At 56.8% G+C, this 12,964-nt stretch carries 10 protein-coding genes, 4 tRNA genes, 1 other RNA gene and 1 pseudogene; 2 read left to right on the top strand and 14 right to left on the bottom strand.

The window, feature by feature from the left end; all coding sequences use genetic code 11:
• Positions 1-21: 21 nt before the first annotated feature.
• Positions 22-1,155: a uroporphyrinogen-III C-methyltransferase gene (gene hemX / locus F3I44_RS16555; protein WP_150013261.1), complete on the top strand. Its 1,134-nt coding sequence runs from the start codon at positions 22-24 to the stop codon at positions 1,153-1,155.
• 2 nt (positions 1,156-1,157) lie between these two features.
• Positions 1,158-2,354 (top strand): protoheme IX biogenesis protein HemY, encoded by a 1,197-nt coding sequence (gene hemY / locus F3I44_RS16550; RefSeq protein WP_150013263.1) that lies wholly within the window; start codon positions 1,158-1,160, stop codon positions 2,352-2,354.
• A 1,021-nt stretch (positions 2,355-3,375) separates the two neighbouring features.
• Here hemY and F3I44_RS16540 read toward each other — a convergent pair.
• From F3I44_RS16540 to wecB, 14 genes and pseudogenes are all read right to left on the bottom strand, one after another.
• A non-coding RNA gene (locus F3I44_RS16540) (RtT sRNA) lies at positions 3,376-3,505 on the bottom strand.
• A 32-nt stretch (positions 3,506-3,537) separates the two neighbouring features.
• Positions 3,538-3,614 (bottom strand) — tRNA-Pro (locus F3I44_RS16535).
• Positions 3,615-3,634: 20 nt separating this feature from the next.
• Positions 3,635-3,721 (bottom strand) — tRNA-Leu (locus F3I44_RS16530).
• Between the two features lie 16 nt (positions 3,722-3,737).
• Positions 3,738-3,813, bottom strand: a tRNA-His gene (locus F3I44_RS16525).
• 98 nt (positions 3,814-3,911) lie between these two features.
• A tRNA-Arg gene (locus tag F3I44_RS16520) sits at positions 3,912-3,988 on the bottom strand.
• A gap of 158 nt (positions 3,989-4,146) precedes the next feature.
• Positions 4,147-4,887: a lipopolysaccharide N-acetylmannosaminouronosyltransferase gene (gene wecG, locus F3I44_RS16515; RefSeq protein ID WP_150013265.1), complete on the bottom strand. Its 741-nt coding sequence runs from the start codon at positions 4,885-4,887 to the stop codon at positions 4,147-4,149.
• 25 nt (positions 4,888-4,912) lie between these two features.
• Positions 4,913-6,256 carry an ECA oligosaccharide polymerase gene (gene wzyE / locus F3I44_RS16510; RefSeq protein ID WP_150013267.1) on the bottom strand — a complete coding sequence of 448 codons (1,344 nt, stop codon included), beginning with the start codon at positions 6,254-6,256 and terminating at the stop codon, positions 4,913-4,915.
• Positions 6,253-7,320, bottom strand: coding sequence for a TDP-N-acetylfucosamine:lipid II N-acetylfucosaminyltransferase (locus tag F3I44_RS16505; RefSeq protein ID WP_150013269.1), 1,068 nt, complete (start codon positions 7,318-7,320; stop codon positions 6,253-6,255). Before F3I44_RS16505 ends, wzyE begins: the two co-directional genes overlap by 4 nt.
• Positions 7,317-8,567, bottom strand: coding sequence for a lipid III flippase WzxE (wzxE, locus tag F3I44_RS16500; RefSeq protein WP_150013271.1), 1,251 nt, complete (start codon positions 8,565-8,567; stop codon positions 7,317-7,319). Before wzxE ends, F3I44_RS16505 begins: the two co-directional genes overlap by 4 nt.
• Entirely contained in the window at positions 8,567-9,697 is a 1,131-nt protein-coding gene (gene rffA / locus F3I44_RS16495) for a dTDP-4-amino-4,6-dideoxygalactose transaminase (protein WP_150013273.1), read from the bottom strand. The genes wzxE and rffA overlap by 1 nt, the downstream gene beginning before the upstream one ends.
• Positions 9,684-10,391, bottom strand: coding sequence for a dTDP-4-amino-4,6-dideoxy-D-galactose acyltransferase (gene rffC / locus F3I44_RS16490; protein ID WP_150013275.1), 708 nt, complete (start codon positions 10,389-10,391; stop codon positions 9,684-9,686). Before rffC ends, rffA begins: the two co-directional genes overlap by 14 nt.
• Positions 10,369-10,488, bottom strand: a pseudogene (locus F3I44_RS16485) (glucose-1-phosphate thymidylyltransferase 2 RmlA2); the annotation flags it as partial. The gene rffC and the pseudogene F3I44_RS16485, both read right to left, overlap by 23 nt.
• An 84-nt stretch (positions 10,489-10,572) precedes the next feature.
• Entirely contained in the window at positions 10,573-11,832 is a 1,260-nt protein-coding gene (wecC, locus tag F3I44_RS16480; protein WP_150013283.1) for a UDP-N-acetyl-D-mannosamine dehydrogenase, read from the bottom strand.
• Positions 11,829-12,959, bottom strand: a complete 1,131-nt coding sequence (wecB, locus tag F3I44_RS16475) for a non-hydrolyzing UDP-N-acetylglucosamine 2-epimerase (RefSeq protein ID WP_150013285.1) — start codon at positions 12,957-12,959, stop codon at positions 11,829-11,831. The genes wecC and wecB overlap by 4 nt, the downstream gene beginning before the upstream one ends.
• Positions 12,960-12,964: the final 5 nt, after the last annotated feature.

Here is a 12,964-nt window from a genome sequence, read left to right as displayed (position 1 = left end):
TAACAATGGGATGTGCCACATATGACGGAACAAAAAGACTCCTCCGCCATGGTTGAAGAAACCACCCCAGCGGTCGACCGCTCTCCTTCCAGCAACAGCACACCTCCGCGTCATGCGAAAAAGGGTGGCATGGTGTTGGGTGCAGTGGCGATTGTCATCGCGCTGGCGATGGGTGCGGGTTTATACCTTAACGGGAAACATCAGGCTGATTTACAGGCACAAACCAATCAGAAGCTGAGCGACCAGTTAAGCGCGTTGCAGCAGCAGGCCAGCAGCGATAAACAGCAGCTGACACAGCAACTGAGTGGTACTGAAACTGCCCTGCAAACGGCACAGCAACAGCAGACTGCGTCAGCAAAAGAGCTGGAAACGCTGCGTGAAAAAGTGGCTGTGATTTCTGGCAACGACGTGCGTAGCTGGCTGCTGGCACAGGCGGACTATCTGGTGAAACTGGCTGGCCGCAAACTCTGGAGCGATCAGGACGTCACCACCGCCGCGGCACTACTGAAAAGCGCCGATGCCAGCCTGGCTGACATGAACGATCCCAGCGTGATGAATGTGCGTCGTGCGCTGACACAGGATATCAGTACCCTCTCTTCCGTTACGCAGGTCGACTACGACGGCGTGATCCTCAAGCTGAATCAGCTGTCGAACAATGTTGATAATCTGCGTCTGGCCGACAACGACAGCGATGATGCACCGATGGACAGTGACGGCGGCGAACTCTCAGGTTCGGTACGTGAATGGCGTCAGAATCTGGTGAAAAGCTGGCATAACTTCATGGATGACTTTATTACCATCCGCCGCCGCGATAACACCGCACAACCGCTGCTGGCTCCGAATCAGGATGTTTACCTGCGTGAGAATATCCGCTCGCGTCTGCTGATTGCTGCGCAGGCCGTACCGCGTCATCAGGATGAGATTTATAAACAATCAATCGATACTGTGTCTGCCTGGGTTCGCGCCTGGTATGACACCAATGATGCCGCCACCAAAGCCTTCCTTGCCCAGTTGGATGAGCTGAGCCAGCAGAACATCAATATGGATCTGCCGGATAACCTGGAAAGTCAGCCATTGCTGGAACAGCTGATGCAGACCCGCGTGCGGAATCTGTTGGCGCAACCGTCTGCCGCTGCTAATCAGCAGGGAGGCTAAGCATGCTTAAGGTATTTATCCTCTTTATCCTGCTGATTGCGGGCGTGGTGCTGGGACCGATGATTGCCGGTCATCAGGGCTACGTGCTGATTCAGACCGATAACTGGAATATCGAAACCAGCGTCACCGGCCTGGTGATTATCCTGATCATCAGCCTGCTGGTGATTCTGGCGGTGGAATGGCTGCTGCGTCGTGTGCTGCACACCGGGGCGCGTACCCGCGGCTGGTTTACCGGACGCAAACGCCGTCGCGCGCAGCGTCATACCCAGTCTGCGCTGATGAAGCTGGCGGAAGGCGATCACCGTCAGGTGGAGAAACTGCTGTCTAAAGATGCCGATCACGCCGATGTGCCGGTAGCCAACTATCTGCTGGCCGCCGAAGCCGCCCAGCAGCGTGGCGATGAAATTCGTGCCAATCAGCATCTTGAACGTGCTGCTGAGCTGTCCGAAAGCAACACCATCCCGGTAGAAATCGCCCGCGCTCGTATTCAGCTGGCCCGTAACGAAGATCATGCGGCGCGTCACAGCATTGACCGTCTGCTGGAAGTGGCACCGCGACACCCTGAAGTGCTGCGCCTGGCCGAACAGGCGTACGTCCGTACGGGTGCGTGGAGTGCATTGCTGGATATTCTGCCTGCTATGCAGAAGGCGCAGGTCGGTGACGAGCTGCATCGTGATGCGTTACAGCAGCAGGCCTGGCTGGGTCTGATGAATCAGGCAATGGCCGATCAGGGTAGCGATGGGCTAAAACGCTGGTGGGGCACACTGAGCCGCAAAACCCGTCAGGATACGACCCTGCAGGTGGCAATGGCGGATCATCTGATTGAATGCAACGATCACGACACCGCACAGTCGATCGTGCTGGAAGGCCTCAAGCGTCATTATGACGATCGTCTGGTGCTGCTGATGCCGCGCATCAAAAGCGGCAATCCGGAAGCGCTGGAGAAGGCATTACGCCAGCAGATCAAACAGCATGGCGCAACGCCATTGCTGCACAGTACGCTGGGACAGTTGCTGATGCGTCATGGCGAATGGCAGCAGGCAGCAGACGCGCTGCAGCAGGCGCTGGCACAACGTCCGGATGCGTTTGATTATGCGTGGCTGGCAGATGTCTATGATCGTCTGCATCGTCCGGAAGAGGCCGCGAAAATGCGTCGTGAAGGATTGTTGCTGACGCTGAAGAATAATCCCAACGCCTGATGCAGTGGTCAGACAGGATAAAGCCGGGCTCGCCCGGCTTTTTTGTGCCTGCAATCTGCCAGCCGCATTGCACAGGCAAAAAAAAACACCCGCCAGTGGCAGGTGCAAGATCAGGTCGGTAAGACAACCGGGAGGTACCTGACTCAACGTGGTGTCTGTTAACCCTGTAAGGCTTACGCGATACAGGCAGGCAGACAACAGGTACCTAAAATTGGCTCTGCATCATTCCCAGGTTTATGTAGCATCAGCAGACATAAGAGGTGGAATGAGCATCTACAGCAGAAGTATTGCACAAGCCGTGCCAGGTTGAGCTTTATTTTTAAAGCATTTATAAATCAATAAGTTAAACAGCTTGCTAAGTCTGTCCTTAGCCAGGTACTGCAGGAAGTGTCGTTATCAGGCGACAGCTGACCTTTTCTCTGTCTCTGAATGGAGACAACAAGGTCAATCTCTCTTTTAACGTAATAATAACAATGGCTTATTTGTCTGCGATTCCCGACGCTGCTCAGGCTGTTAGCCAAATCAAAGCAGAGTAACTTTGGTTGCAACAAATAAGCTCAACCGCACGCCCGCTCACACTGCTATGCGGGCTTCAGGGAGCATACGCCTTTCGCTTCGCGTATGGCAGACGCATCAGATACTTACAAGGAAGCTTCGGGCTAATGACAGATCTAAACCCGGATGCATCTAACCACAGCGCATAAGCTCAACGCGCAGGGAACACGGTCAGAAGAGGAAAGCGTCCCGCGACAGGGACAAAAACGCCGGGAGCGTTTTTGAACAACGCAACGCGTTGGCCCGTTTACGGGCGCACCTCATGGATGAGGTGCGTAATCGCGTGGGCCGAGCGGCCATGGATGGCTTAAGCGACTTTCCGATCTGACCGTGCTCCCTTCGCAGGCTCGAACTCACAGCAACATTGTTACACCGCACCCAACCCGGCCCATATCTCCCGCAGACATTCAAATCCACTTTTCCACAGACGAAAAAAAAACCTGTCTTTTCAGACAGGTTTCTAAAATGGTCGGCGAGAGAGGATTACACTGCTCTGCGAGCAGCGCCCTGCGGGCCGTTGCTGACGCAACGTTGTCTCGCTACGCTCGGCTCAAACCTCCTCTGTTGGTTCTCATCCTCTTTTTTACAGACGAAAAAAAACCTGTCTTTTCAGACAGGTTTCTAAAAATGGTCGGCGAGAGAGGATTCGAACCTCCGACCCACTGGTCCCAAACCAGTTGCGCTACCAAGCTGCGCTACTCGCCGATTTTTTTAACTGTTTTGCCTGGTGCGAAGAGAGGGACTTGAACCCTCACGTCCGTTAGGACACTAACACCTGAAGCTAGCGCGTCTACCAATTCCGCCACCTTCGCGTTTCCCAGCAAAATCTGGGGTGGCTAATGGGACTCGAACCCACGACAACTGGAATCACAATCCAGGGCTCTACCAACTGAGCTATAGCCACCACTATTCTTAATGTTACAGGTTTAAAACCTGCAGCATGTAAATCTCTACTGCCAACCGCGGTAAATCAACCACCGAAGCTCATGCGCACAAACGATATGGCGCGCCCGACAGGATTCGAACCTGAGACCTCTGCCTCCGGAGGGCAGCGCTCTATCCAGCTGAGCTACGGGCGCGTAGCGCCGTTGCGGATGTGCATACTAGAGATAAGCGCCCATCGTGTCTAGTGCTTTTTAAATAAAAAGACGCGTTTGATTACGCTTTGTGCATTTCGTCGACAAATAGTACATTTCCACTCTCGCAATGCCTGAAAATGCGGCATTTATCAGCAATATCAGAGATCGCCGCGCCAGTGATAGCGCAAATATTTAAGCAGTTTTAATTGCCTGCGCAGGCGGCTCGGCTGCCGAATCAGACGATAGAGCCACTCCAGCCCCAGCCGCTGCCAGATTTTGGGCGCGCGCTTCACATGACCGGTGAAAACATCGTAGGTTCCGCCAACACCCATATAGAGGGCATCAGGCCAGTACGCACGGCACGCCAGCATCAGCAGTTCCTGACGCGGCGAGCCCAGCGCCACGGTCACCAGCTTCGCCCCGCTGGCCGCAATCCGGGCAAACAGCGCATCCTGGTCGGCTGGCGCAAAATAGCCATCCTGCGCCCCGACAATATTCACGTTCCACTGACGACGTAACTTATTACAGGTTTCATCCAGCACCTGCTGGCGACCGCCGATAAGAAACACCGGCGTCCCTTGCCGCCCGGCGCGTTCCATCAGCGCTTCCCATAAATCTGCCCCCGCAATGCGCTGCACCGACGCCTGCGGATACTTTTTACGAATCGAACGCACAATGCTGATGCCATCGGCATACGCATATTCCGCCTGCGCTAACAGCGTGCGCAATCCCTCATCCCGCTCAGCGGTCAGGATCTTCTCCGCATTGATCGCCACTAAAATACCGCTGCGAACGCTCTGCGGCGGCATCAGAAAATTTACCGCCGACGACATGTTTTCGAAGCCATACAAATCAACGCCGCGAATACGGTACTGCGGCGTCTCAGTTAAGGTTGTCATATCTTCCGTCAATCCCAGAGGTTAATCAGAGCGGGCTGTGCAACACCCGCCTGCTGCGGTCGCGAATTAAACCTGCGCGATCCAGTAACCAGAAAAGTAATTTAGCCATGCCCAGGCAGGCAGCAAAAATGAGGCAGAAAAATACCACGCGAGAGCCGAACGCATCGAGACCTTCGCGGGCCAGCACAATCATGTTAAACACCGCGCCAAAACAGAAGCTTTGCAGGATGGCACCGGTGTACCGGTTGGTCTCAAGGCAGCCACGCTGGTAGATCGCATCAAAGGCTTTAATAATCATCCCTACCGCGACAGCACCAACTGGAATGGCCCAGACGCCGCCCATCACTACCAGGGAGCCGATCAGCGTGGGGGAAATCGCCAGGCCCGAATGGTTGTTCAGTACTTCCCACGTGAAGTAGTTGGCGCTGTTTAATACCGCCAGCGGCCGATCCGGCCAGAGCCAGGTCGGAATAAACACGTAGAAATCACGCCACAGAGGTGCCAGCCCCTGAAACTCAATTTTGTCATAGTTATCCAGCAGCCGGGCCAGATTCTCCCACGGCGAGAAGGTATCACGCGTCAGATAGAGGAAGGTATAGAACGCTTCATCGCCCATCACGTCGAGGTTATAGCGGCGCAGCGCCAGCCAGAACATCCCCCCAATCGCCATCACACCCGCCGTTGCCAGCATCCATAGGGTGATCCAGCCACGGGTAATCCCGATAAACAGGAACAGGGCAAACGCAATAATGATATTGGCGCGGGTTCCGCCCACCAGTGCATACGTCAGTAAACCAAAGGCCACCGTCACGACCAAAAACAGCAGCCAGTTGCGCCGGGTCGGCCGTAAAAAGTAGGGGATCAGCATCGCCGGAATAAAGAAATAGAAGAAGCGTTTAAGCGCCACGCCCGATACTTCGCTGGAGAAAATCTGGTTATACGCGGTCAGGCGGAACAGCAGAAAACCGTTGTGAACGAAGAACACCGTCACGGTACCCAGCGCGACCAGCGCCAGGATCACACAGGTCAGATGGGTTTCAACCCGATTCATCTGCAGCCAGGGCTTAGCCGGAGGCACACTGGCCGGTTTCAGCCGCACTTTATAGCTGACGTAATAAATGGCGTAAAACGCCGTGGCCGACAGCAGCGCCTCCAGCAGATTCTCAACCGGCATCACGTCCACGTTAAAGCGAAACACCAGCACCGAGGTCAGCGGGAAGCCGAAGTAAAAGGTCAGCAGGAATAGCAGCGTAAAGAACAGATGGAAGTTAAAACGGACGCGCTTAAACTCCCGCCATGTCAGCGTCAGAATAAAAACCAGCGACAGCAGATAGACTACCAGCAGGCCGCCAAACTGCATAAGACTCATGACAACTCCCCTTCGCTGCGCTGTAACGCTGCCCGCCAGCCTGTCAGATAACCTGGCGCAAAAAAGGCGATAGCCTGCTTATCACAGCGCATCAGCTGTCGGCGTGCCTCGGCGATCACTGCAGGCGACAGCGTATCTTCGCTGAACAGTACCGGAAGCTGCTGCTCTGCCACATCACGCCAGAATGGATTTTTGCGGGTCAAAACAAACGGCACGTTGGCCTGGATCAGCAGGCAAAGTGTCCCCACTCCCTGCTGACGCTCAAACATAAAATAGCCAACATGACAGCGCGCCAGCAGGGCTAAGTAATCATCAAATGCCAGCTTTTCACGCAGCAGATGCACCTGCCCGTTCGGAAATAGTTTCTCTGCTACGGCCTGAATCTGGCTGATATACGCCTCATTGTCCGGCGGATAACCTAATGGGACGTCGATGCGCACCTGCTCGCCAAACTGTGCGTGAATCGCCTTTAAGCCTTCAATATGTCGGTTACTCGGATCGCCCGAATTGCCCAGCAGCAGCGTAAACGACTGCGCGGGAGCCGACTCAACGGCAGCATCTGGCATCCGGGTCGGGAAATAGAGCAGTGAACCGGGAACGCGGCGATGACGCTGCTGATAGTGATGCAGGTCACCACGGGTCGCAAAAACCTGTGCAACACGCCCCTGCGCTATTCGTCGAACCAGATAGAACAGGCGGAACTTCAGACTGCGCGAATCTTCATAGAGATCGGCACCCCAGACATGCCAGAACAGCTGGGAACGGCGCAGCTTACCGCTGAGTAATGCCAGCCAGATCCATGGGTTAAACTGACCATGACAGAAAAAACGCTGCTGACGATTTCTTGCCCGCTGCAGCAGCGCCTCTGCCAGCGCTTTCTTGCTCGCGAAGCACTCGATCTGTAACGCACTGAACAAAGACAGGCTCTCTGGCTGTTGCGTCACGACCATAAAATGGCGTGGCGAAGCCGCAGGCTGCTCAACGCTGAGAACGTCGTTGAAAAAGCGCAGCACCGTAAGATTGTGGTGGGGAATGTCCGCCCCCAAAACGTGAATTAAAGTCATTTTTTCCGGCAGTAAACAATAAAAGCGCCACAACACAGGGCAAAATAAGCCATATAGGTAAACATATAGGCCTGCGCCGCACCCGTCGCGCCATGTAAGGGGATCAGCCAGCGTGAGAACAGGGTCAGTAACAGAAACTGGCTGATCTCCGTCAGAACATAAAAGCGCAGCGAGGCTTTGGCGATAACCAGATATCCGAAAACATAGGCACCGACTTTAAAAACATCGCCGCACAGCTGCCAGACAAAGAGATCGCGCATTCCGCGAAAAGCCTCAGAGAACAGCAGGCTGATGGCAAAGTCACGCAGTACCCAGACGGCAAAACTGGCAACCGCCACGGCAGGCAGGACAAAGCGCAGTGCGCGGCCAATCTCCCGCGCGATGTCGCGCTTGTTATCGAGCCGCGCCAGCGTCGGCAACAGCCAGACGCTGAAGGTGGCGGTAATAAACTGCAGATAGGCATCGGAAATGCTGGTCACGCCCTGCCACAAGCCGACCTGCGCCCAGCCCTGCTGCTCTGCCAGCAGGTTACGCATCAATACCCAGGCCACCGGCAGGGTCACCGCCGTGATCAGCGCCATCAGGGTATATTTCGCCAGATTACGCGCCAGCTCAGGATGCCATTGCGGACGCAGCCAGCTCAGCGGCAGCGGCGCGCGGCGTTTCAGCATCACCAGTGCCGGCAGCAGCAGCAGGGCCGGCACCAGCGCCAGGCCGGTCAGTGCGCCCTGATAGCCACCCAGCCACCAGCAGACCAGATAGCCAATAACCCCAATCAGGCTGCCAGCGATCAGCGCCAGCGCATTGCCGCGCGCGTCGCGATACCCCTTCAGCAGCGCCAGCGTAAAGTTGGCCCAGGCGATGCCGAGCTGAAGGAAAGCGACCACGCGGATAACGCCCTGATAGCGGTCGTGACCAAACAGCGCCGTGCTGATCGGGGCCGCCGCCAGCAGAAACAGCAGCGCCAGCGCGCCGGAAAAGCCCAGCACCATGGCCGATGCCGTGCCCACCAGCGCCCGTAGCTGGCCGGGCTGCTGCTGATACTGCGCCACATAGGTGGTGACACCGTTGAAGATGCCCGCCCCGGCCAGTACACCCAGCACGGTAATCAGCTGACGAAAGTTCCCCGCCTGCCCCACACCTTCAGGACCGAAGCTGACCGCCAGCAGTTTCACCACCAGCAGACCAGACACAATTTTTACCAGCGTGGACGACGCGGTCCACACTGAAGCTCTGGCTAATGACATCAGGAAAAGAAGCTCAGCAGTGAGCTGATAACCGTGCTCTGATTATTATCCGACAGGTTATAAAACAGCGGCAGGCGCAGCAGGCGTTCGCTTTCCGCCGTGGTAAAACGATCTTCCCCGACAAACTGCGAGAAACGCTCACCCGCGGGCGAACTGTGCAGCGGAATATAGTGGAACACCGTCAGTATCTCGGCTTCTTTCATCCAGTTAATCAGCGCCTGACGGTCATCCTGATCGCGCAGCTTGATGTAGAACATGTGCGCATTGTGTTCGCAGCTGGCGGGGATCACCGGCAGACTGATGCGGCCCTGGGCGGCCAGCGGCTGGAGTGCGTCATAATAACGCTGCCAGATGCGTAACCGCTGCTGGTTAATGCGCTCAGCGGCTTCCAGCTGCGCCCAGAGATAGGCCGCCTGCAGATCGGCCATCAGGAAGCTCGACCCCATATCGCGCCAGGTGTATTTATCGACCTGACCGCGGAAGAACTGGCTGCGGTTCGTGCCCTTTTCCCGCACGATTTCGGCGCGCTCGACCAGGCTCGCGTCGTTGATCAGCGTCGCGCCACCTTCGCCACCGGCGGTGTAATTCTTGGTTTCGTGGAAACTAAAGCAGCCAATATGACCGATGGTACCCAGTGCACGGCCTTTATAGCGAGACATCACGCCCTGCGCCGCATCTTCAATCACAAACAGCTTATGCTTAGCCGCCAGCGCCATGATGGTGTCCATTTCACAGGCCACGCCTGCGTAGTGCACCGGCACAATGGCGCGGGTTTTTTCTGTGATGGCGGCTTCGATGAGGGTCTCATCAATATTCATGGTGTCCGGGCGCACATCGACAAACACGATGCGCGCACCGCGCAGCACAAAGGCGTTGGCGGTTGAGACAAAGGTATAGCTCGGCATGATCACCTCATCGCCGGGCTGCAGATCGATTAACAGCGCCGCCATCTCCAGCGAAGCGGTGCAGGAGGGGGTCAGCAGCACTTTTTTGCTGCCAAAACGCTGTTCCATCCACTGCTGACAGCGACGGGTGAAGCCGCCATCGCCGCACAGCTTGCCGCTGTTCATCGCCGACTGCATATACTCAATTTCTGTGCCCACAACGGGCGGCGCATTAAATGGAATCATGACCTTTCCTGTAAAACCAGTAGGCGGTGCTGTCGAGTCGGGCACCGCTGCGTAAATAGAGGCGCATCGCCGTGAGATTACTGAGCTGAGTCGCCACCCGAAGCTGCGCGAGCTGCCTGACCCGCGCCCAGTCAGCCGCCGCCAGCAGCAGTCGCTGACCCAGCCCCTGACCCTGCGCGTCAGGCATTACGCCCAGCAGGCCAATGCGGGCATCGCCATCCACCGCGCGCAGCGAAACAAATCCCTGTAGCTGACCTGTGGCGTCACTGGCCACCAGACACTGATCGTCAAACGTCCCGCGCACCGCGTTCTCAATCCATTGTGCATAAAAACGGCCACTGGCGTCCGGTGCATACCAGGGCGCGCGAAAACGACTCTGGCTGAAGAGCTGAGAGGCCGCATCGCGCAGTAGCGGAATCTGAGCTTCGCGCGCAATACGAATCCCCGCCTGCCGTTCCGTCTCGTTAACCGCCAGTGCCAGGTCCGCTTCGCCTTCTGCCAGCTGGAACTGATGCTGCTGTAGCGTATCAATCAGCGCCGTCTCGCTGGCAGCCACTTTCATCTGCATCAGCGCACAGGGATGACGCAGCGCTTGCTCCAGCGGAATGTCACCCTCCGGCTCCAGCCGCACGGTCTCAACACCGAAGAATGCACTTTCCCAGCTAAGGGGATTAATACTGACGTGGACGGGCATGTAATAAATCCAGCAGGTATTGGCCGTAGCCGGTTTTTGTCAGCGCTCCACCGGCAGCCCGCAGCTGGTCATCACTCAGCCAGCCGTTACGCCAGGCGGCCACACAGATAAGCCGTTTAAAGGATAAAGCGCACCAGAGCTGAGCCGATAAACCCGGCACCGCCCGTGATCAGAAAACGCTTCATCGCCAGACACCTTTGGTGTCGACAATCCAGTTCTGCTGAACGTCGGCGGCATCAATGGCGCGAAAGGCGCGGTGATCGACCAGCATCACCAGAATATCGGCCTGGTCCAGCGCCTGCGCGCTGGAAACCAGCTCTGCTTTGTCAGCCAGAGAACCAGCAAGCTGCTCAATGTGCGGTTCAACTATCCAGGTGGTGCCGCTGTGCCATTCGGCAATCTTCTGTGCCACGCCCATCGCCGGGCTTTCGCGCAGGTCGTCGATATTGGGTTTAAAGGCCAGGCCAAAGCAGGCAATGGTGATATCACTGGCGCGCTTGCCGGTCTGCGTCAGGCAGTCCGCCAGCGCGGTTTTCACCTGGTCCAGCACCCACTCCGGCTTGGCGTCGTTCACCTCGCGCGCGGTGCGGATCAGGCGGGCTAATTCGGGATTCTGCGCCACGATAAACCAGGGATCGACGGCGATACAGTGACCGCCGACGCCCGGACCCGGCTGCAGAATGTTGACACGCGGATGGCGATTCGCCAGCGCAATCAGCTCCCAGACGTTAATTCCCTGGTCGGCGCAAATCAGCGACAGCTCATTGGCAAAAGCGATATTCACGTCACGGAAGCTGTTTTCGGTCAGCTTGCACATTTCGGCGGTACGGGCGTTAGTTTCAACGCATTCACCTTTTAAAAATAGCCGATAAAGCTCACTGGCGCGGGCAGAACAGGCGGGGGTCATGCCGCCAATCACCCGGTCGTTGTTAATCAGCTCAACCATCACCTGACCCGGCAGTACGCGCTCCGGGCAGTAGGCGACAAAAATATCGGGCGTCTCACCGTGCTGCGGAAAGCGCAGGTCGGGACGTGCCGCAGCCAGCCAGTCGGCCATCTGTTCGGTGCTGCCTACCGGTGAGGTCGACTCCAGAATGACCAGATCGCCCTTTTTCAGAACCGGCGCAATCGACTCCGCCGCAGCTTTCACAAAGCGCAGGTCGGGCTGATGATCATCTTTGAATGGCGTCGGTACGGCGATCAGAAAAGCGTCAGCGGCTTCAGGCTGCGTGGTGGCGCGCAGGTCGCCACGCGCAACAGCCGCATGCACCACATGATCTAAATCGGGTTCCACAATGTGGATCGCGCCACGATTGATGGTTTCTACAGCGCGCGCGTTGATATCCACGCCCACCACTTTTTTTCCCTTTGAGGCAAAAACGGCTGCCGTCGGCAGCCCAATGTATCCCAGTCCAATCACGGAGATGGTTTCAAAACTCATAATTCGGCTCGGTTATCTTTTAAGGCTTGTAAAATACGACCACAGGCTTTGCCGTCACCATACGGATTATGGGCATGGCTCATCGCCTGCCAGGCATCGTCGTCACTCAGCAATTCGCTGACGCTGGCGACGATTCTGGCGATATCGGTTCCCACCAGTCTGACGGTTCCGGCATCAACGGCTTCAGGGCGCTCGGTGGTGTCGCGCATCACCAGCACCGGCTTGCCCAGTGAAGGCGCTTCCTCCTGAATGCCGCCGGAATCGGTAAGGATCAGCCAGGCACGGTTCATCAGCCAGACAAAAGGCAGGTACTCCTGCGGTTCAATCAGAATGATATTCTCAATGCCGCTGAGTATCCGGTTAACCGGCTCGCTGACATTGGGATTGAGATGGACCGGATAGACAATCTGCGCCTCGGGATGCTGGCGGGCAATCTGCGCCAGCGCGCTGCAGATACGTTCAAAACCGCCACCAAAGCTCTCACGTCGGTGGCCGGTGACCAGCACCAGTTTCTTATCCGGGTGAAGAAACGGATAGCGCGCCGCCAGCTGTGCGTTCAGATTGCTGTCGTCCAGCACCCGATCGCGCACCCATAGCAGCGCATCAATAACCGTATTACCGGTCACGATAATGCGTGAGTCGGGGAGATTTTCCTTCAGCAGATTCTGTCGTGAGCGCGAGGTTGGGGTGAAATGCAGGCGGGCGAGATGGCCGGTCAGCTTACGGTTGCCCTCTTCCGGCCACGGCGAAGCGAGATCGCCAGTGCGCAGCCCGGCTTCCACATGGCCAACCGGAATCTGATGATAAAAGGCGGCCAGACTCGCCGCCAGCGTGGTCGTCGTGTCGCCGTGCACCAGCACGATGTCGGGCCGGAAGTCGAGCAGAACGGTTTTCATGCCCTCTAAGATGCGGCAGGTGATCTCCGTCAGCCCCTGCTCAGGCCGCATGATGTTGAGATCGTAGTCCGGCTGCAGCCTGAACAGACGCAGCACCTGATCGAGCATTTCGCGGTGCTGTGCGGTGACGCACAGCCGTGATTCAAACGCGGGATCCTGCGCCAGCGCCTGAACCAGCGGGGCCATTTTTATCGCTTCGGGGCGAGTACCAAATACGGTCAGAACTTTCACACTGT

Origin of the sequence: Pantoea sp. F_5 (assembly GCF_008631595.1) — a bacterium.
GTDB lineage: Bacteria > Pseudomonadota > Gammaproteobacteria > Enterobacterales > Enterobacteriaceae > Pantoea > Pantoea gossypiicola.
The sequence above is the reverse complement of the archived record's forward strand: the minus strand, read 5'-3'. Positions and strand labels throughout refer to the sequence as shown.